This is a genomic window from Sutcliffiella rhizosphaerae (assembly GCF_917563925.1).
Lineage (GTDB): Bacteria > Bacillota > Bacilli > Bacillales > Bacillaceae_I > Sutcliffiella_A > Sutcliffiella_A rhizosphaerae.
Map to the genome: position 1 here is coordinate 1 of NZ_CAKJTJ010000052.1, position 18,572 is coordinate 18,572.

Consider the following 18,572-nt stretch of genomic DNA (forward strand, 5'->3'; position numbering starts at 1 on the left):
TTTGTCTGGTGGCGATAGCGAAGAGGTCACACCCGTTCCCATACCGAACACGGAAGTTAAGCTCTTCAGCGCCGATGGTAGTTGGGGGCTGTCCCCCTGTGAGAGTAGGACGTTGCCAGGCATATAATTCTTATTACTATAAAGTAAAAGAATTTATTATTATTGCGGGGTGGAGCAACGAGCTTAAGCTTCTTGAAACACTTCGAGTTGTACCGATCGATTGACATCATTGAACAATCAATTAGAGGTCGGGACAGTCAGCAATGAGTGTGCATAAGTAACAAGAATTAATTATTACTATCGCGGGGTGGAGCAGTCTGGTAGCTCGTCGGGCTCATAACCCGAAGGTCGCAGGTTCAAATCCTGTCCCCGCAACCAATTAAATTTTATAAAGGTCCCGTGGTGTAGCGGTTAACATGCCTGCCTGTCACGCAGGAGATCGCGGGTTCGATCCCCGTCGGGACCGCCATTATTAAAATACGAAACTAGTTTTCGTTATTTTTTTTGCATTTTTTTACTATAAATCCTCTGATATCTCTACTTCACCATCTAATATTATTCCCTTTTTAGCATAACTAATTAATTTAGCAGCTTCGGTTTCTACACGCTGTCTTCCATAAGGGTTTAGGAACCAATTATCTCGTTTAGTCGTGTTGTCATTCGCTACAACAAGACTAAATTCTAACCAAGATGGCATGTATGTTTTTAAAGAAAGATACATTCTTCTCATATGGTAGGGAGCTGTGACTACAATGCCCCTTTTAATTTTGTGAAGTGATAGCGCCCTGTCGAGTATTAAAAGAGATGCAAGTACATTTTCTTTCGTATGTAGAGAGTGGGTTTCTATTAGTATGTCGTTTTCAGGAATGCCTTGCTGGAGGGCTTTTGCTTTTAATAGTTCTGCCTCAGTTGATGTACTATTACCCCAAGTTACTCCACCAGAAAAAAGGATTTTGTTGGCTCTCCCTTGTTTGTAAAGGTCGATAGCTTTTGGAAGACGATAATCCACTGCTTTACTGCTACCTGGAACAAAGATAAAATCTCCATTTTTATTGTCATCTTCGAGTCCTTTATACAAGAGGTCAGTTAGTTGTTGGTCATTAAGCGTGTTGAAGTTAATTGAGGATATTTTTCTATACATAGTAACTTCCCTCCGATGGTGATTTTTTTGCTTAATCAGAAAGATTGCCTAAGGATTTGTGTTCTACGTGTTCTTCTAATTGTACGTATTTCGCTAAATTTGGCGCCATTCACTTTTCTTAATTAGCTTATGCCAAGTTGTATAAGTGTGTCCACACTTTAGAAGTTTTCTACATATATTCCGGTAAATAAATAGAACAGGGTATATCCGTGTTGGATTTACCCTGTCCCGTGCTTTAGTTATAATTTGCTTTATGAGCAGCAAGGATTTCCTCTGATGGAGCTGCTGTCCAATCTTCAAGGGAAATACCTTCATTTGCATCCAAGTAGGACTTAACCATTTTGTAACTCTCGCTGTATCCGTATTGGCTAGGTAAGCCGTTTCTTCCCCCAGTGAGGATTTCTTGTGCACGCTTTTCATTATCAGTTTCTAGATCGCTTTCAATGCGGTTCCATAAGTCTTTATTGAAGGCTTGATCAACTGGAGCAGCATCAATGTTTGGATAGATAGTCTTTTGGAACGCCATTCCTTTCCCTTCCATCACGAGACGGTCTAAAATAGTGAAAGTTTCTCCATTGTAATGATTGTCTATCCAATAGCTATGGTGATACTTATTTGATACATAAGCTTTAAGAAGATTATCAGTTGTATTTCTATTATATAAAACAATGATTTTACCTACACCCGCAGTGACAATATTAGCTGAAGCATTATTATCAGTTGGGAATACACAAACTGTTGTAGTAGTTCCTTCCATAGGTAATTCATTTGACGATTTCGTCAGTGCTTCTTTAATGGCACTGTTTATTTTTAATATGTCCATTCTCTTTAAATTGTCTTGGACGGCAATTCGGTTTTTAGATGGCGCCAGTATATAATCTGCCTGTTGTTCAAATTCCCCACCCTTATAGCATTTATCCCCAACCGCATCGAGGATACTGGAGTTATATAGAGAAGTTGCTTCGTCTCCTTTAAGTCCCTCTGCGTAGAAATCGTTAAACAATTCATATGCATGGATGATTTCAAATTCTTGCCCATTGTTTTCAAAGGTGTACTCAAGTTCGACATTCAAATCCTCTGCACCTGCTCCTGTACCTCCGTTATTACAACCAACTAATGCTACGGACATGATGAGAAAAAAGAAAAAACTAGTAAAACGCATTAATTTCCCTCCTTAATAGTATTTGCCCCCTATAAATTATATATCGGCAACCAAGTTTAAATATTCTATAAATTATGACAAATTCCTTCTTTTTAGCTGAAAAACTTAAACAGGAATATTTATCCATGAAAAAAGCCACCTAAATAGGTGGGGATAGATGGTATTATTGGAGTTAGAGAGCACCTAGCCCCTCAAGGTCATAAGCCAATCTGTCCAGAAGGTAAAGCCCAACCTTCTAGCCAGCTTGTCTTAAGCTTGTCGGGGCTGAACAAGGCGCTTCCGCTTTTCAATTGTCTAGCTCCAACGCCTAGCCCCTCGAGGTCATAAGCCAATCTGTCCAGAAGGTAAAGTTCAACCTTCTAGCCAGCTTGTCTTAAGCTTGTCGGGGCTGAACAAGGCGCTTCCGCTTTTCTGTTAATCTACTAATTTTACAAGCATATGTGCAAGTTTGTGTCTTTCTTCTTTTGTTCCGACCTTCCACAATTCTTGGAGTAGTTTTTCTTCACTGTTTCTCGGGTCCTCGTGCTTAGCGAGGTAATCGCCTACTTTTTCAGCAGCGATTGCAAGCTGTTCTTCGCCTAGTCCTACTTTTTTTCCTGTGGCTACTTTTTCGCTTAAATATTGTTTAAACGTATTAAAATCAGCCAAGATTTGTTCTTTCTTACTTGAGTCCATGTTTTCGACTTTCTCTTCTATTCGTTCTTCTGTTGCCTGACGATCTGTGTATGCCATTTTGAATTCCTCCTTTGAAGATGGATGGGCTGTACTTAGTTTTTATCCTTTTTTTAGGAGGGTTAAACATGTACATTTTCTTTCTTACAGTCCATTCGCTATAATAGTGGTTAGCAGACAGAAGTAGAGGAGGGAATCATTTGTCTATTTCGGATGAATTTGCTTTTATTAAAGAAATTCAGCCTGACCGCTTATTTCATGAAGAGAAAATAGTAGGGATTGGTGATGACGCAGCGATTATCGGGATGGAAGAAGGGTTTGAGAAAATTGTATGTGTCGATACAATGGTGGAAGATGTCCATTTTACGAGGAAGACGATGAGTCCTTTTGATATCGGATATAAGTCACTGGCTGCCAATATTAGTGATGTTGCCGCAATGGGCGGAATTCCACTATACTATCTTGTCTCCATTACGATTCCAAAGCATTGGGAACAAAAGGATTTGAAAGAGATTTATAAAGGTATGAAGGCGCTTGGCGATAAACATAAAATGGACCTTATCGGAGGGGACACGACTTCCGGGAAGGTATTGGTAGTAAGTGTTTTTGTGATTGGAAAAGTGGAACAAGGAAAAAGATTGTTGCGTTCTAATGCACAGCAAGGGGATGTCGTGTTTGTATCTGGAACGTTGGGTAATGCTGCTGGAGGGTTAGATATCCTTTTACATAATAATGAACCATCCTTATTTTTGGTGGAGCATCATCAACGACCAACTCCACAAGTAGAGCTTGGAAGAATACTGAGTAAGTTTGAACGAGTTGCACTTAATGATGTAAGTGATGGCTTATCCAGCGAGCTATTGGAAATTGCAGAATCAAGTAAGGTAGATATTTTTGTTAAAAAGGAAATAATACCAGTAAGTAAGGAATTAACAAGATATAATGATGAAAAAGCATTTCATTGGGGTATGACTGGTGGAGAAGACTTTGAATTGGTTGGAACGATTTCAGCAGATGGCTGGCCAGAGCTTGCGGAGGAATGTAGGAAAGCCGGCATCCAGATAACAAGAATTGGGAACGTTCGACATGGAAGTGGACAGTTGTATCTTGAAAGTGAGACTGGAGTTCAGCAAATACAAAAAGAAGGCTATAATCATTTTAATAGAAGGTAGGAGTAAGTGATATGTTGCAAGTGGAAGTCATAACTCATTCAGCAGAAGAAACGATGGCAAAATCAGAATCGCTTGGAAGAATCCTACAGGGCGGAGAAATTATCTTGTTGGAAGGTGATCTTGGTGCTGGCAAGACGACATTTACAAAAGGGCTTGCAAAAGGTTTAGAAATTACCCGAAATGTTAACAGTCCTACCTTTACCATTATTAAGGAATACGAAGGACGTTTGCCGCTGTATCACATGGATGTCTATCGCTTGGCGGAAAGCGAAGAGGATTTGGGCTTTGATGATTATTTTGAAGGCGAAGGTGTTTCGGTTGTTGAGTGGGCGAATTTGATTCAAGACTTTCTTCCTGAAGAGCGCCTAGAGATCTATATTTATCATCAAGGTGACGATCAAAGGAAAATCGAGCTCACACCAATCGGTGAACGATATGAAAGCATATGTAAGGAGTTAATGGAATGACAAAAGTTTTAGCAATTGATACGTCTACATACGTATTGGGGATAGCAATTGTGGATGAACAGCATGTAATCGGGGAATTGGTAACAAACCTGAAAAAAAATCATTCGGTACGCGCAATGCCTGCTATTGAGCAGTTGATGAAGGATTGTGACGTAAAACCGTCGGAATTGGACAGAATCGTGGTTGGTAAGGGGCCAGGTTCCTATACAGGTGTCCGAATTGGAGTGACCCTTGCAAAAACATTAGCATGGAGCTTGAACAAGCCATTGGTTGGAGTATCAAGCTTGGAGCTGCTTGCTGCAAATGGACGTTATTTTCAAGGAAGTATATGTTCCTTAATGGATGCAAGACGTGGACAAGTCTATACTGGTTTGTACCGTTTCAATGGGGATAATCTTCATACAGAGATAGAGGATGTCAATATTTTGTTAACGGATTGGCTAACTGTCTTAAAAGAAAAGCAAGCGCCTGTCCTATTCATTGGCAATGATGTGCACCTTCACAAAGAAACTATCATACAGTACCTTGGAGAGCTGGCGCATTTTGCATCGGTAAGTGAAAATAATCCAAGTCCTAGCGAACTAGCGTTTCTAGGGTGGGAAAAAGAATCGGATGATATACACTCCTTTGTTCCCAACTATACAAGATTAGCAGAAGCAGAGGCAAAATGGCTGGAAAGTAATGAAAAATAGGTGAGTACGATGAATTCATTAGTTGGAATTTCAAAAATGTCTGTGCACGATATTGAAGGGGTGTACAGAGTAGAATTACAATCTTTTGCTACCCCTTGGACCAAAGAGGCCTTTTACTATGAGCTTACGAACAATCCATATGCACACTATCTTGTCATGAAGGAAAATGAAAAGACAATTGGCTATTGTGGAATTTGGATTGTCATGGGGGAAGCACAAATAACCAATATTGCGGTTGATCCTGCTTGCAGGGGAAGAAAGCTTGGGGATTTGTTACTTGGAAAAGCCATGGAGTATTGTAAAATGGTTGGTGCTACAAGTGTTTCGCTGGAAGTACGGATTTCCAATATAGTCGCACAGTCCTTGTATCGAAAACATGGATTTCAAAACGGTGGAATCAGAAAAAAATATTATGTGGATAACAATGAAGACGCATTAGTAATGTGGGTGAATATATGAAAATTAAAGACGAACTAATATTAGGTATTGAAACAAGCTGTGACGAAACAGCCGTTGCTATTATTAAGAATGGGAAGGAAATAGTGGCTAATGTCGTTTCCTCCCAAATTGAAAGCCATCAGCGCTTCGGTGGAGTTGTACCAGAAATTGCTTCCAGACATCATGTGGAACAAATGACCATGGTGCTTGAAGAAGCGCTTGAACAAGGTGGACTAGCAGTCGAAGATATGGATGCAATAGCCGTGACAGAGGGACCGGGGCTTGTCGGAGCACTTCTAATAGGCGTAAACGCAGCTAAAGCCGTTGCTTTTGCACATGAAAAGCCTTTAGTCGGTGTCCATCATATTGCAGGCCATATTTATGCGAATCAACTTGTAGAAGAGCTTGAATTCCCATTACTCGCACTTGTTGTTTCTGGAGGTCACACAGAGCTTGTGTACATGAAAGAGCATGGTTCCTTTGAAGTAATCGGAGAAACGAGAGACGATGCAGTAGGAGAAGCGTATGACAAAGTGGCTCGTACCCTTCAGCTTCCATACCCAGGTGGTCCCTATATTGACCGGATGGCTCAAACGGGGACACCTTCTATCAGGCTCCCAAGGGCATGGCTAGAGGAAGATTCCTATGATTTTAGCTTTTCGGGCTTGAAATCAGCAGTTATCAATACCCTCCACAACGCAAAGCAAAAAGGAGAGGAAATCAATCCAGATGACCTTGCAGCAAGCTTCCAAGAAAGTGTGATTGAAGTGCTAGTCGGAAAAACGCTGCGCGCAATGAAAGAATATGGCGTGAATCAAGTACTGCTGGCAGGTGGAGTAGCGGCCAATAAAGGTCTACGGGGGGCACTCCAGCAAGCTGTGGAAAAGGAAGGCAAGAAGCTCACAATCCCTCCACTTTCCTTATGTACCGACAATGCTGCGATGATTGCAGCAGCAGGAAGTGTTCTCTACCGCTTAGGAAAACGTTCTGGAATGGATCTAAATGCAAATCCAGGATTAGATATCGAAAAGCCTTTTAACTGATAAAAATCGGTTGAAAGGCTTTCTTTTTTGCTAGAAAGCCCAATTTCTAAGTGTCAAATATCCAAAGTTCACTCGACGGATTTCATCTAATTTTATCCACATCCCTGTGGGTATTATGTGGGTAAATTAGTTAGTTTCCCGAAAATAAAGCAACTACTTGTGCATAATTTTTGTGGATAACTATTTGTTTTTTTGTGGATAGTGTGAATAAATATCTGAATAACTAGTAAAACAAGGGTGGATATGTGTATAAGATTGTGGGTAACTGTTTATAGTCGACAGCTACATAGTTTTTTCGACACGATTAAGAAGTGTTGGGTATAGAAGGATGAACAGAGTCGTATTTTCAGCATATCGATTAATCTCGAAAGCCCATTGTTAAGTTAAAAACCATCCTAAGGATTAATATGCCATTCACAATGAAATGAAGATATTGCCCCAATGGCACTATAGCAAATAATTTTTTTTGCCTAAAATCCTATAACAGGTAAATACTCCCCTTTAGTAATCCAATTAAAAATTAGAATGACACTACCACCTCAGAACCCTTCATTAATCTAGTGAAAGTTTCCTTGTTTTTGGCCACGAATCTAATAAACAGCACCTACTAAACGTTTCCAAACAGCCACTAATTTGTAAAAAAAATCAAAAGTCTATTGACTTCCAGGTTCATCACTTATATAGTTAGTTACATAAGTAGTGAACCAACAAACATAACTCGAAAATAAAGTAGGTGAAGAAGTGGAAATTAATCTGAAAAGTGAGATACCCATTTTCCAGCAGGTAGCAGAGCTAATTGAGAGTGGCATCTTAGAGGGAAGCATGCAGGAAGGAGAGCGGGTTCCATCAACCAATGAATTTGCCAAATTCTATCAAATTAATCCGGCAACAGCGGCAAAAGGAATTAATCAGCTAGTTGATCAGGAAATTTTGTTTAAGAAAAGAGGGGTAGGCATGTTTGTCTCAGAAGGAGCGAAAGAAATTATTCTTACCAAAAGGAAAAATGCTTTTTTGAAAAATTATATTGAGCCATTAAAAAAAGAAGCACAAAAGCTTGGCATTAGTAATGAGGAATTAGCGTCATATATTGCAAGGGGGGAAGAAAAATGAAAATTGAAGCAAAAAGTGTTACGAAAAGCTTTGGAACTAAACATGCGGTAAATAATTTAAGCTTTGATTTGGAAACAAATAAGATCTATGGTTTACTCGGGCGTAACGGGGCAGGAAAGACAACGCTTATGCAGCTCCTGGCAGGTCACACTTTACCATCAAATGGTGAAATATTAGTAAATGGAGAGCAACCTTTCAACAATAGAAATCTCACCAAAGACATTTGCCTCGTTAATGAAAGTAATAACTTCATCAAGCGCTTACGAATCAAAGACATCCTAAAAGTTGCCTCTCTCTTCTATCCTAACTGGTCGTGGGAGTGTGCAAACGATCTTCTTCATACGTTCAACTTAAATCCTAAACTCAAAACAAATGCTCTTTCTAAAGGGATGGAATCTTCCCTTGGAATTATTATCGGTCTCGCCAGCAGAGCCAAAATCACTATTTTTGATGAGCCATATATTGGCTTAGATGCAGCAGCCCGTTTTAAATTTTATGATGTACTTTTAGAAGAATACGAGAAACATCCAAGAACCATCATTTTGTCCACCCATTTGATTGATGAGGTCAGCAATTTATTTGAAGAAGTCATTTTAATGAGAAGTGGAGAATTGCTATTCCATGAAACAGCTGAAAAACTAGTGGAAGCGAGTATGATCGTTTCTGGAGATCGAGAAGCAGTGGATCGTTTTACAAAAGGGAAAAACGTATTACACGAGTCTATGTTGGCAGGTAGAAAGGTAGCAACTATGTTTGGTGAGGGGCTTTCAGTTGAAGAAGCAGCAGACTATGGACTACATGCAGAACGAAGCTCCATCCAGCAATTAATGGTGTATATGACTGAGGAAACCAGAGGAGGGATAAAGTATGCTTAATGAGATAAAAGCTACTTTATATTATCTAGGATTAGATATGAAATTTTCGTTTAAGGTGTTTTGGTCCATTTTAATTCTCACTACGTCTGCAGCCTTTCTATTGGCTCTAACTTTAGATATAAAAATGATTTTCGTGACAAGTGCGGCTATTTACATCTTTTGTGGAATTACAGGATCACTAACGACAAAGGAAACATTCCCCTACTGCATAAAGCTTGGAGCGACAAGAACGAATTATACATTGAGTGTGCTTATCTATTGTGCAGCGGTAGCGTTCATATTTTCACTCATCAATGTTGGGGTAATAAGTATTTTTAAAGGGTTGATGCACCTTAACCCATCCAATCAGTTTTTTATCTACCATATAGTGGAGGCAACCTCTTTGGCCAATGCTTGGTATAATCAACTGCTTGTAGATGCGATTGTTTGTTTTGTGCTACTTTCCCTAGGGTTTTTGCTTGGAACCATTTTTTATCGACTAGGTCTTATAGGAGGGTTCACAACGATTGCAGTTCTCTTTATCGCAGTACTTATCCCATATACGAGAGATGCCATTCTGGACCTCATCCTTAATATGCATGGATGGCAGGTAGGCGTAAATTTCTTGCTCATAATTGGTCTTGCATTAGTTGCATATTTGCCAAATTGGGGCTTGCTCCGAAAGGCTTCCACGATTTCAAATGCGACAAGGTAAAAAGAAGAGGAAGCCGTTAACTGCGCCTTCCTCTTTTCCGTTTTTGGAAAAATAAATAGTAGATGCCTAATCCTAATCCAGCTAGGTTAATTGCCAGCATGACAAAGTAGTATGCGGCAATCGGGCCATTGATAATATAGCTTACATATCTGATGGTATTGAAGGTAATGACAAGCAAAAGAATGAAAGCGAGAATTCTATTCATCCTATCCTCCTATTCCGACACCAATCCTTCCCACTCTTCCATTAACGAGAGTAGTTTTTCTTGGTTTTCTTCGTTCTCTGTATTTAGTGCTAGTACCTTTTCGTGATCTTGATAGATCTCTGGAAGACAGAGCTGGTTTTCGTTATCCTCTATTTTCTTTTCCAGGTCTTCCATTTCTTTTTCTATTTCTTCGATACGGCGCTTTCTTTGGCGTTCCAAGCGCTTTGCTTCTTTCTCTTGTTCGTAGCTGAGTTTTTCAGATGATTCAACTGCCTGTGTTAATTTAGAGGAAGTGGTTTTCGATTCTAGGGCGAGACGTTCTAGCTCCAGTGCTTCCTCTTTCTTTTCTACATAATAATCATAGTCACCAAGGTATTCCGTTGATCCGGTTTTGCTTAACTCATAGACTTTAGTTGCTAATCGATTAATAAAATAACGGTCATGGGAAACGAATAATATCGTGCCAGGATAATCAATTAACGCATTTTCCAAAATCTCTTTACTATCAAGGTCTAAGTGGTTAGTGGGCTCGTCCAAAATCAACACGTTGGAACGTTCCATCATTAATTTAGCTAGTGCTAATCTGGCTTTCTCGCCACCACTTAAAGTAGAGACTGGTTTTTGCACATCATCCCCTGAGAAGAGGAAATTCCCAAGGATGTTTCTTATTTCCTTTTCCATTTTTTGTGGATATTCATCCCAAAGCTCTGCCAACACGGTTTTGTTAGAAGTGAGTTCTGCTTGCTGCTGATCATAGTAGCTGATGGAAACGTTGGCACCAAATGAAAACGTCCCTTCAAGAGAGTTTAGCTTTCCAACGAGTGTTTTTAATAATGTGGATTTGCCGATTCCATTTGGACCAACAAGTGCCACACTATCACCACGGTTCATAGAGAATTCGACATGTCTAAAAACAGGTGAAGCATCATAGGAAACAGCCAAATCTTTCGCTTTTAACACGTCATTCCCGCTTTGACGGTCAATATCAAACATGATGGAAGCGGACTTTTCGTTTCCCTTTGGCCTGTCCATCACTTCGATTTTCTCTAGTTGCTTCCGGCGACTTTGAGCTCTTTTCGTGGTAGACGCCCTTGCAAGGTTTCGCGCCACAAAATCCTGTAGCTTGGCAATCTCATCCTGTTGCTTTTCAAACACCTTCATATCCCGCTCATATTGCTCTGCCTTCTGCTCCAAGTATTTACTATAGTTTCCGATAAACTTACTAGACTGCTTTCGTGAAATTTCATAAACCATATTCACGACTTTATCTAAAAAGTAACGATCATGAGAAACGATGAGTAGCGCACCTGGATATCCTTGAAGATAATTCTCCAACCAAGATAATGTATCAATATCCAAATGGTTAGTCGGCTCATCCAATATGAGGAGGTCGGGTTTAGTGAGCAATAGCTTCGCAAGGGCGAGGCGAGTACGCTGGCCACCGCTTAACGTCTCAATAGGAGTTTCATAATCATAGTCAGAGAATCGCAGACCATGTAAAACAGAACGGATGTCTGCCTCATATTGGAAGCCACCTTGTTGTTTAAAGGTTTCTTGGAATTCATCGTATTCTTTCAGCACCCTAGCATAGAGAACCTCATCTTCGAAATATGCCGGATCCCCCATCTTTGCCTCAAGTACCCGCATCTTTTCCTCTAACTCTCTAAGTCCACTATACACGGAAAGCATCTCATCCCAAATAGACCGATCTGTCTGAAGTCCAGTATCTTGGGCAAGGTACCCAATGGAAACCCCTTTAGGTTTAATGAGCTCTCCTGAATCAAAGGAAAGCTGATTGGATATGATTTTAAGTAAGGTCGATTTTCCGGCCCCATTCCGTCCAACTAAGGCAATTCTATCTTTCGATTGTACTTCTAGTTTTATATTCGATAAAATAAGGTCAGCACCAAAATATTTTGATAACTGATTCACTTGTAAAATAATCATCATCTTCACCTCAAGTAATTCTAAAATAAGTGTATCTTTCTTCGTGGATAACATCAAGATTTAGGGGTTGAGGAGTGGAAGGCAGCGATTATAAAAAAATAGAAATGTAATCGTTTTCCCTTACATGATAGAATAGAAAAGCAAACGGCTTGGACAAATGGGGGAGTAATATGAATAACGAACAATTAAAGATTCCGCAAGCTACAGCAAAACGGCTGCCTCTTTATTATCGATTTATACAAAATCTGCATGCTTCAGGCAAACAGCGAGTCTCATCTGCGGAGCTTAGCGAAGCAGTAAAAGTAGATTCTGCAACGATCAGAAGGGATTTCAGCTACTTTGGAGCACTCGGGAAAAAAGGATACGGATATAATGTTCAATATTTGTTAACTTTTTTTAGGAAAACGCTCGACCAAGACGAATTAACATATGTTACATTAATAGGTGTAGGTAATTTAGGAACCGCCTTCCTACATTATAATTTCATGAAAAACAATAATACCAAAATAGTGACGGCCTTTGATGTGGACGAGTCCAAAATTGGCTCTGAAATAGGCGGCGTCCCTGTTTATCATTTAGACGATATGGAAAAACATTTACCGGAAAATGTAACAGTAGCCATCTTGACGGTTCCGGCTCCTGTTGCACAACCAATAGCGGATCGTCTTGTAGAAAAAGGCGTAAAGGGCATACTGAACTTTACGCCAGCACGTATCAATGTCCCGGACACGATTCGGATCCACCATATCGATTTAGCGGTGGAGCTCCAATCATTGGTATATTTCCTCAAGCACTATCCAAGCGAGTAAAAAAGATGTAGAATAAGGTTATTTCGAGGAGGTGTCAAAAATGGGTCCAATAGGAATGGGAAGCCTCTTATTGATTGTATTTGTCGCACTATTAATTTTTGGTCCAAGCAAGTTACCTCAACTTGGAAGAGCTGCTGGTAACACATTGCGTGAATTCAAAAACGCAACGAAAGGTTTGGCAGACGAAGAGGAAGAAAAAAAAGCACCAAAAGAAGAAACAAAGTAAGATTGGGATGAACATATATGCTTGATAGAGAAATGTCGGTTTACGACCATATAGGCGAGCTGAGAAAAAGGGTCATCATCATTGCAACGTTCTTTTTCTTTTCTGCAATCGGTGGCTTCTTACTAGCAGAACCGATTATTGTCTATTTACAGCAGACAAGCGAAGCAAAAGAATTAACGATGAACGCCTTCCGAATGACCGATTCGATCAAGGTTTTCATGCAATTTTCATTTCTAATTGCCTTTATCATAACGTTTCCCGTCACCCTTTATCAGCTTTGGGCATTTATCAGCCCAGGACTGTACGAACGGGAAAGACGAGTTACACTCAGTTATATCCCAGTTACCTTAGTTCTCTTTTTAAGTGGACTAGCATTTTCATACTTTATCCTATTTCCGTTCGTTGTCAGATTCTTAAACAACCTATCTGAACGCTTGGAAATTAATCAGGTAATCGGTATAAACGAATACTTTCAATTCTTGTTCCAACTCACACTACCATTCGGCTTTCTATTTCAAATGCCAGTGGTCATCATGTTCCTAACAAGACTTGGAGTCGTTACACCGGCCTTCTTAGTAAAAATAAGAAAATACTCTTATTTTGTCTTACTAGTAATTGCAGCACTAATTACACCACCAGAGCTCTTATCACATCTGATGGTAACTGTCCCATTACTTATTTTGTATGAAATCAGTATCATCATTTCTAGATTTGCATACAGAAAAGTAAAAAAGGCTGAAGCACTGCTAGAAAACGATCAAAATCATTCATAAAACGAAAAGAAAGCTAGACAGAATGCTGTCTGGCTTTGTTTGTTTTTATGGGTGTCGTGGATTTGCTTTTCAGGTGAATGAAGACAAAACTCATGTGAGAAGAGGAGCTGAAATGTCGTCATCAGGTTTATGAAGTCTTAAATCCAGCAAAAACAGCATCCCCAAAGGCCATCTCCATCCAAAACAAAAACCCCAAGAACATCATCAACATTCTTGAGGTTTATTAAAGAAGTTTATATTCTTTCTTTATCTTCTACTTCCTGGTTAGCAACTACTTCTGTCAATCCTGCTTCTTTTGCAGAACGGATTATGATGTAGACGAACGGCCCCATAATTAATCCGAATACTCCGAAGAAGACAAAACCGAAATACATGGATAATACGGTTGGCAAGGCGGCAAGGCCTATTGCATCTCCAAGTACCTTAGGCTCAAGGATCCTCCGAATAATTAGGAGGACAGATGCTAGAACGATAAGAGCTATTCCAGTATTAGTACTACCTAAAAGCATGACGATGAGTGCCCATGGAACGAGAATGAGGGCAGGTCCAACATACAATGGGATAATGTCTACTAGCCAGATGATACTCGACATGAGTAGAGCAAGATCTGGAGAGATAAATAATAGACTTATGTATGTTGCGATAAACACACCTACACTAAGAATGAATTGCGCCTTCCAGTAACCCCAGAAAACTTTCCCCATTTTTTGTGAAATAAATTGAAGCTTTCTAGACATTTCAGGATTAAATTGTTGGAAGAACAATTCTTTTAGCCTTGGAAGATCGAGACTGAAAAGGAAAAGTGTTATTAAGTACACTAGGGTAACAAATAAAATGTTTGGAATCGATTGCAGCCACACACCGAAAGCAGTCACAAATTTAGTAGTGAACTGAAGGACTGTATCAATTAATCCATCAGACTGTCTTTCCAACTCAACAATAATCATATCTCCTTGGGGAATTTCCGCAATGATATCATTAAAGTAGTGAATGAGGCTGTCCAAACCCTTCTGGATTTCTCTGGAATACTGAGGAACATTGGAGCCAAGCTCGAGTAGAGAGTTGATAATCCTTGTAACAACAATATTGATGATAAATCCACTTACAAGAATGAAAATGATATATACAATCGTTACTGGCCAGAGTCGGTTTGCCGTTTTTAATCGTTTCTGTAACAACCGTACGAGCGGCTCAAACATCATGGCAGTCAATAGCGCCAGGAAAATGGGCATAAATGCCGAGAGATAAATATAAACAAAAATTGAGACTCCAATAATGGATAAAATAATAAAAATCCTTTTCAAAAGGGCTTTATTCAACAACAACATTCCGTCCTTCCATGTGAATTTCCGTGAAGCCATTTAAATAATAGTCGTTAGGTCTTATTTTATATCATTTTCATTACATGTAACAGTAAATCTGTCACATAAAAAAAATAAATACAAAGAAAGCGCCTCGGACTACAAAGCGCTAATAAATTATGATTTTTTTTGCATATCTTTTATTTTTGTATGAAGAATGAAAGCGCGGATCGCCACGCCGAAATCAAATGTCGCAATGAGCATCAAAATAACGGTGTGCCACTGCCATATGGTTTCTCCTAAAGAAACAATCGCCAGGTACAAAAACAATGAACCCATGATGGAGTAAAAGAAAACCATTCTTAAAGGTGTTATTCTCATGTGCAGTTCCTCCAAATAAAATCAACCTTAAAAGAACGAAATAAATTGTGGGAGATTTTGTTGCATTTCTTCCATTTGTTTAATCATCCTCTCAATATCTTCCCTGAACACATATTGAACAATGACAACAAATGAATTCATTCCAACATGCGCAATAATCGGAACAATAATTCGATTAGTTTTTACATATAGGAATGCAAAAATGCCCCCCATCACGAAATAAACAAGCAGGTGCTTGAAATCCTGATGCACAACAGCAAATAAGAGCGAGCTGACTATCAGTCCAGCTGCAAAATTAAACCGCTTATAAATAGCTCCGAAAATAATCTTACGGAAAATAATCTCTTCTAAAATAGGCCCGGCCACAGCTACCGCAAATATCATCAATGGAAAGGCTGACACAAACCCCATGATTTGTTGAGTATTTTCAGAACCAGGTTGAATCCCGAAGACCTGCTGCTGAATAAGTCCAGCCACTGCCTGCCCAATCAATGCAATCGGAAATCCTAGCATTGACCAAAGAACCGTAATTGCTAATGGAGATGGCTCGCCACGAAAGTCACCTTTTGTCCATTCCTTCCGAAGGATCCAACAAACTATGATCAGTGCTACTGTAAAACTGATAACAGACCAATATCCAATTAAATAGGCTTGCCGATCTTCCATTCCCTCACCGATACCAAGCCAAACAAGAAGCGGGAATCCACCAATAATAGAAAATTGCATGACAACATATGTGAGAATGACATACCAATAATTTTTCGTCATAACGTACTCCTCTTATGCTATATTCACTTTTCGTATTGTACCATACAATTTATATGTCCTTATAATGATAAGGTTTCCCATTAAATTGATTTCTTGCAAAAAGATGTTTTTGATGAAGGGATTGTGCAGTAGTTTATATATAGTTAAATTTGTCGATTTACGTCTTTTCGCTGAATATATCTGGAAAATCGCCAGTAACCCCACTAAAATTAAAGTATCTTAATGAAAAAAATTCAGGCATCCTCTCTCAACTTGCTCCAACAAGAGACACCAAAAATCCACGTTTAAATCTCCCTAGTAAAGCTGATAATGAAAAGGGTTGCAGGTCGAAAAATATTTAGGTAAAGATACTTGCAAAATGAAAAGAGATTCATTATTATAATAATTGTGTTAGCACTCAAGCTACAAGAGTGCTAATAAAAAACCAAAACATTACATATGAAACCAAGGAGGTTGTTTTCATGTTAAAGCCATTAGGTGATCGCATTGTAATTGAGCTTGTTCAGTCAGAAGAAAAAACGGCAAGTGGTATCGTATTACCTGACTCTGCAAAAGAAAAACCTCAAGAAGGCAAAGTAGTAGCAGTAGGTTCAGGTCGCGTACTTGAAAGCGGAGAGCGTGTAGCGCTTGAAGTATCTGCAGGCGACAGCGTAATCTTCTCTAAATATGCTGGTACAGAAGTGAAATACGAAGGCAAAGAACTTCTTATCTTAAAAGAAACAGACGTACTTGCTGTAGTAGGTAAATAATCCAATCTTCGAAGCGGTAAGGCTTGAGGCAAAGCCCCCGCATTCCCTTATAAAAATTTTCAAAATGGTTGATTGCAGCGAAAATCAACCGAGCAGTAACCAAAATCTAACTAATTTTCCTGAGGAGGTCTATCTATCATGGCAAAAGAGATTAAGTTCAGTGAAGAAGCTCGCCGTTCTATGTTACGCGGTGTAGACAAATTAGCTGATGCAGTGAAAGTAACACTAGGACCAAAAGGACGTAACGTGGTTCTTGAGAAAAAATTCGGTTCTCCACTTATTACAAATGACGGTGTGACAATCGCAAAAGAAATCGAGCTAGAAGATGCATTCGAAAACATGGGTGCGAAGCTTGTTGCTGAAGTTGCAAGCAAAACAAACGACGTTGCTGGTGACGGTACAACAACTGCAACAGTTCTTGCTCAAGCGATGATTCGCGAAGGCTTAAAGAACGTTACAGCTGGTGCAAATCCAATGGGCGTTCGTAAAGGGATTGAAAAAGCAGTTGCTGTAGCAATTGAAGAACTAAAAACTATCTCTAAACCAATCGAAGGCAAAGCTTCTATCGCACAAGTTGCATCTATTTCTGCAGCGGACGAAGAAGTAGGTCAATTGATTGCAGAAGCAATGGAGCGCGTTGGAAACGACGGCGTTATCACATTGGAAGAATCCAAAGGCTTCACTACAGAGCTTGAAGTAGTAGAAGGTATGCAATTCGACCGTGGATACGCATCTCCATACATGGTAACAGACTCCGACAAAATGGAAGCGGTTCTTGAGAACCCATACGTATTAATTACAGATAAGAAAATCACAAATATCCAAGAAATCCTTCCAGTACTTGAGCAAGTAGTACAACAAGGCAAGCCTTTGTTACTAATTGCAGAAGACGTAGAAGGAGAAGCATTAGCTACTCTAGTAGTGAACAAATTACGTGGAACATTCAATGCAGTTGCGGTTAAGGCTCCTGGATTCGGTGACCGTCGTAAAGCAATGCTTCAAGACATCTCCGTACTAACTGGCGGCGAAGTGATCACAGAAGAACTAGGCCTAGACCTTAAATCTGCGAACATTAGCCAACTAGGACGCGCAGACAAAATCGTAGTAACAAAAGAAACAACAACTGTAGTAAACGGACACGGCAACACAGACGATATCCACTCTCGTGTGAACCAAATCCGTGCTCAATTAGAAGAAACAACTTCTGAATTCGACCGTGAAAAATTACAAGAGCGCCTTGCAAAGCTTGCTGGTGGCGTTGCAGTAATCAAAGTCGGAGCAGCTACAGAAACAGAACTAAAAGAGCGCAAACTTCGCATTGAAGATGCTCTAAACTCCACTCGCGCAGCGGTTGAAGAAGGAATCGTAGCCGGTGGTGGTACAGCATTCGTAAACATCTACAACAAAGTATCCGAAATCCAAGCAGAAGGTGACGAAGCAACAGGCGTAAACATCGTATTACGTGCAATGGAAGAGCCTGTACGCCAAATCGCACACAACGCTGGCCTAGAAGGATCCGTAATCGTAGATCGTCTAAAGAAAGAAGAAGTAGGAATAGGATTCAACGCAGCAACAGGCGAATGGGTAAACATGCTTGACGCTGGTATCGTTGACCCAACGAAAGTATCCCGCTCCGCACTTCAAAACGCAGCATCCGTATCCGCAATGTTCCTGACTACTGAAGCAGTAGTAGCAGACATCCCAGAAGAAGGCGGCGCTGGCGGAGGCATGCCTGACATGGGCGGCATGGGTGGAATGGGCGGAATGATGTAATAAAACGCCTGAAAACTTTATGCTTGAACTATTACCCGAATATCGGACACTTAAAAAAAGTGCCCCTTATTCGGGTTTTTCTATGTCTATAACTAGATAACCCGTTTATAATTAAATTAATTATTAGAACGGAGTAATCATTCATGAGTAGAAATCATTTTACAGAACACCAGA

General features: G+C 39.8%; 20 protein-coding genes, 2 tRNA genes, 1 rRNA gene and 1 pseudogene. 16 read left to right on the top strand and 8 right to left on the bottom strand.

Translation table 11 applies throughout. The features are described from left to right. Positions 1-4: 4 nt before the first annotated feature. The 3 genes from rrf (at position 5) to LRP81_RS21625 (ending at position 469) form a co-directional block, all read left to right on the top strand. Positions 5-121, top strand: a 5S ribosomal RNA gene (rrf, locus tag LRP81_RS21615). A gap of 180 nt (positions 122-301) precedes the next feature. Next, positions 302-378: transfer RNA gene (locus LRP81_RS21620), tRNA-Met, on the top strand. Positions 379-393: 15 nt separating this feature from the next. Then, a tRNA-Asp gene (locus LRP81_RS21625) sits at positions 394-469 on the top strand. 48 nt (positions 470-517) lie between these two features. On the opposite strand, the gene LRP81_RS21630 is transcribed toward LRP81_RS21625, so the two are convergent. The 3 genes from LRP81_RS21630 to LRP81_RS21640 form a co-directional block, all read right to left on the bottom strand. Then, on the bottom strand, positions 518-1,141 hold the full coding sequence (locus LRP81_RS21630) for a YdcF family protein (protein WP_230505033.1): 624 nt from the start codon (positions 1,139-1,141) through the stop codon (positions 518-520). Between the two features lie 235 nt (positions 1,142-1,376). After that, positions 1,377-2,303, bottom strand: coding sequence for a DUF2268 domain-containing putative Zn-dependent protease (locus LRP81_RS21635; protein ID WP_230505035.1), 927 nt, complete (start codon positions 2,301-2,303; stop codon positions 1,377-1,379). Between the two features lie 414 nt (positions 2,304-2,717). Continuing rightward, positions 2,718-3,035, bottom strand: coding sequence for a DUF3243 domain-containing protein (locus LRP81_RS21640; protein WP_230505037.1), 318 nt, complete (start codon positions 3,033-3,035; stop codon positions 2,718-2,720). A 140-nt stretch (positions 3,036-3,175) separates the two neighbouring features. Between LRP81_RS21640 and thiL the strand changes: the two genes are divergently transcribed. From thiL to LRP81_RS21680, 8 genes and pseudogenes are all read left to right on the top strand, one after another. After that, positions 3,176-4,147 (top strand): thiamine-phosphate kinase, encoded by a 972-nt coding sequence (gene thiL, locus LRP81_RS21645; protein WP_230505039.1) that lies wholly within the window; start codon positions 3,176-3,178, stop codon positions 4,145-4,147. 11 nt (positions 4,148-4,158) lie between these two features. Then, positions 4,159-4,633 (top strand): annotated as a pseudogene (tsaE, locus tag LRP81_RS21650) (tRNA (adenosine(37)-N6)-threonylcarbamoyltransferase complex ATPase subunit type 1 TsaE). A gap of 31 nt (positions 4,634-4,664) precedes the next feature. Further along, on the top strand, positions 4,665-5,306 hold the full coding sequence (gene tsaB / locus LRP81_RS21655; RefSeq protein WP_399208206.1) for a tRNA (adenosine(37)-N6)-threonylcarbamoyltransferase complex dimerization subunit type 1 TsaB: 642 nt from the start codon (positions 4,665-4,667) through the stop codon (positions 5,304-5,306). Positions 5,307-5,315: 9 nt separating this feature from the next. After that, positions 5,316-5,765, top strand: coding sequence for a ribosomal protein S18-alanine N-acetyltransferase (rimI, locus tag LRP81_RS21660; RefSeq protein ID WP_230505070.1), 450 nt, complete (start codon positions 5,316-5,318; stop codon positions 5,763-5,765). Beyond that, on the top strand, positions 5,762-6,787 hold the full coding sequence (tsaD, locus tag LRP81_RS21665) for a tRNA (adenosine(37)-N6)-threonylcarbamoyltransferase complex transferase subunit TsaD (protein WP_230505045.1): 1,026 nt from the start codon (positions 5,762-5,764) through the stop codon (positions 6,785-6,787). Before rimI ends, tsaD begins: the two co-directional genes overlap by 4 nt. Positions 6,788-7,528: 741 nt before the next feature. Next, positions 7,529-7,897, top strand: a complete 369-nt coding sequence (locus LRP81_RS21670) for a GntR family transcriptional regulator (RefSeq protein WP_230505047.1) — start codon at positions 7,529-7,531, stop codon at positions 7,895-7,897. Beyond that, on the top strand, positions 7,894-8,772 hold the full coding sequence (locus LRP81_RS21675; protein ID WP_230505049.1) for an ABC transporter ATP-binding protein: 879 nt from the start codon (positions 7,894-7,896) through the stop codon (positions 8,770-8,772). The genes LRP81_RS21670 and LRP81_RS21675 overlap by 4 nt, the downstream gene beginning before the upstream one ends. Beyond that, the gene (locus LRP81_RS21680) at positions 8,765-9,466 is read left to right on the top strand and encodes a hypothetical protein (RefSeq protein WP_230505051.1); all 702 of its coding nucleotides are present in this window, start codon (positions 8,765-8,767) and stop codon (positions 9,464-9,466) included. Before LRP81_RS21675 ends, LRP81_RS21680 begins: the two co-directional genes overlap by 8 nt. A gap of 16 nt (positions 9,467-9,482) precedes the next feature. On the opposite strand, the gene LRP81_RS21685 is transcribed toward LRP81_RS21680, so the two are convergent. After that, complete coding sequence (locus LRP81_RS21685) at positions 9,483-9,671, bottom strand: hypothetical protein (protein ID WP_230505053.1); 189 nt, start codon at positions 9,669-9,671, stop codon at positions 9,483-9,485. A gap of 9 nt (positions 9,672-9,680) precedes the next feature. After that, complete coding sequence (locus tag LRP81_RS21690) at positions 9,681-11,618, bottom strand: ABC-F family ATP-binding cassette domain-containing protein (protein WP_230505072.1); 1,938 nt, start codon at positions 11,616-11,618, stop codon at positions 9,681-9,683. A gap of 170 nt (positions 11,619-11,788) precedes the next feature. Here LRP81_RS21690 and LRP81_RS21695 point away from each other — a divergent pair, with 170 nt between their 5' ends. From LRP81_RS21695 to tatC, 3 genes are read left to right on the top strand one after another with little or no spacing between them, the layout of a single operon-like run. Continuing rightward, positions 11,789-12,427: a redox-sensing transcriptional repressor Rex gene (locus tag LRP81_RS21695; protein ID WP_230505055.1), complete on the top strand. Its 639-nt coding sequence runs from the start codon at positions 11,789-11,791 to the stop codon at positions 12,425-12,427. A 40-nt stretch (positions 12,428-12,467) separates the two neighbouring features. Continuing rightward, positions 12,468-12,653 carry a twin-arginine translocase TatA/TatE family subunit gene (locus tag LRP81_RS21700; protein ID WP_230505058.1) on the top strand — a complete coding sequence of 62 codons (186 nt, stop codon included), beginning with the start codon at positions 12,468-12,470 and terminating at the stop codon, positions 12,651-12,653. A 17-nt stretch (positions 12,654-12,670) separates the two neighbouring features. Next, complete coding sequence (gene tatC / locus LRP81_RS21705) at positions 12,671-13,426, top strand: twin-arginine translocase subunit TatC (RefSeq protein ID WP_230505059.1); 756 nt, start codon at positions 12,671-12,673, stop codon at positions 13,424-13,426. 233 nt (positions 13,427-13,659) lie between these two features. Here tatC and ytvI read toward each other — a convergent pair whose 3' ends face one another. From ytvI to LRP81_RS21720, 3 genes are all read right to left on the bottom strand, one after another. Continuing rightward, on the bottom strand, positions 13,660-14,787 hold the full coding sequence (ytvI, locus tag LRP81_RS21710) for a sporulation integral membrane protein YtvI (RefSeq protein ID WP_230505061.1): 1,128 nt from the start codon (positions 14,785-14,787) through the stop codon (positions 13,660-13,662). Between the two features lie 117 nt (positions 14,788-14,904). After that, positions 14,905-15,108: a YdiK family protein gene (locus LRP81_RS21715; protein ID WP_230505063.1), complete on the bottom strand. Its 204-nt coding sequence runs from the start codon at positions 15,106-15,108 to the stop codon at positions 14,905-14,907. Positions 15,109-15,135: 27 nt separating this feature from the next. After that, on the bottom strand, positions 15,136-15,876 hold the full coding sequence (locus tag LRP81_RS21720) for a CPBP family intramembrane glutamic endopeptidase (RefSeq protein ID WP_230505065.1): 741 nt from the start codon (positions 15,874-15,876) through the stop codon (positions 15,136-15,138). Positions 15,877-16,337: 461 nt separating this feature from the next. On the opposite strand from LRP81_RS21720, the gene groES reads away from it, so the two are divergent. Further along, on the top strand, positions 16,338-16,625 hold the full coding sequence (gene groES / locus LRP81_RS21725; protein ID WP_230505067.1) for a co-chaperone GroES: 288 nt from the start codon (positions 16,338-16,340) through the stop codon (positions 16,623-16,625). 138 nt (positions 16,626-16,763) lie between these two features. Continuing rightward, positions 16,764-18,398 (top strand): chaperonin GroEL, encoded by a 1,635-nt coding sequence (gene groL, locus LRP81_RS21730; protein WP_230505069.1) that lies wholly within the window; start codon positions 16,764-16,766, stop codon positions 18,396-18,398. Positions 18,399-18,572 lie beyond the last annotated feature (174 nt).

Bases quoted from the DNA above. Each gene is read 5' to 3' on its own strand.
- LRP81_RS21715 (WP_230505063.1), bottom strand. From the start codon at position 15,108: ATGAGAATAACACCTTTAAGAATGGTTTTCTTTTACTCCATCATGGGT.
- groL (WP_230505069.1), top strand. From the start codon at position 16,764: ATGGCAAAAGAGATTAAGTTCAGTGAAGAAGCTCGCCGTTCTATGTTA.
- tatC (WP_230505059.1), top strand. From the start codon at position 12,671: ATGCTTGATAGAGAAATGTCGGTTTACGACCATATAGGCGAGCTGAGA.
- LRP81_RS21700 (WP_230505058.1), top strand. From the start codon at position 12,468: ATGGGTCCAATAGGAATGGGAAGCCTCTTATTGATTGTATTTGTCGCA.
- LRP81_RS21630 (WP_230505033.1), bottom strand. From the start codon at position 1,141: ATGTATAGAAAAATATCCTCAATTAACTTCAACACGCTTAATGACCAA.
- LRP81_RS21685 (WP_230505053.1), bottom strand. From the start codon at position 9,671: ATGAATAGAATTCTCGCTTTCATTCTTTTGCTTGTCATTACCTTCAAT.
- rimI (WP_230505070.1), top strand. From the start codon at position 5,316: ATGAATTCATTAGTTGGAATTTCAAAAATGTCTGTGCACGATATTGAA.
- LRP81_RS21635 (WP_230505035.1), bottom strand. From the start codon at position 2,303: ATGCGTTTTACTAGTTTTTTCTTTTTTCTCATCATGTCCGTAGCATTA.
- ytvI (WP_230505061.1), bottom strand. From the start codon at position 14,787: ATGGCTTCACGGAAATTCACATGGAAGGACGGAATGTTGTTGTTGAAT.
- LRP81_RS21640 (WP_230505037.1), bottom strand. From the start codon at position 3,035: ATGGCATACACAGATCGTCAGGCAACAGAAGAACGAATAGAAGAGAAA.
- LRP81_RS21675 (WP_230505049.1), top strand. From the start codon at position 7,894: ATGAAAATTGAAGCAAAAAGTGTTACGAAAAGCTTTGGAACTAAACAT.
- LRP81_RS21720 (WP_230505065.1), bottom strand. From the start codon at position 15,876: ATGACGAAAAATTATTGGTATGTCATTCTCACATATGTTGTCATGCAA.
- groES (WP_230505067.1), top strand. From the start codon at position 16,338: ATGTTAAAGCCATTAGGTGATCGCATTGTAATTGAGCTTGTTCAGTCA.
- tsaD (WP_230505045.1), top strand. From the start codon at position 5,762: ATGAAAATTAAAGACGAACTAATATTAGGTATTGAAACAAGCTGTGAC.
- LRP81_RS21695 (WP_230505055.1), top strand. From the start codon at position 11,789: ATGAATAACGAACAATTAAAGATTCCGCAAGCTACAGCAAAACGGCTG.
- LRP81_RS21690 (WP_230505072.1), bottom strand. From the start codon at position 11,618: ATGATTATTTTACAAGTGAATCAGTTATCAAAATATTTTGGTGCTGAC.
- LRP81_RS21680 (WP_230505051.1), top strand. From the start codon at position 8,765: ATGCTTAATGAGATAAAAGCTACTTTATATTATCTAGGATTAGATATG.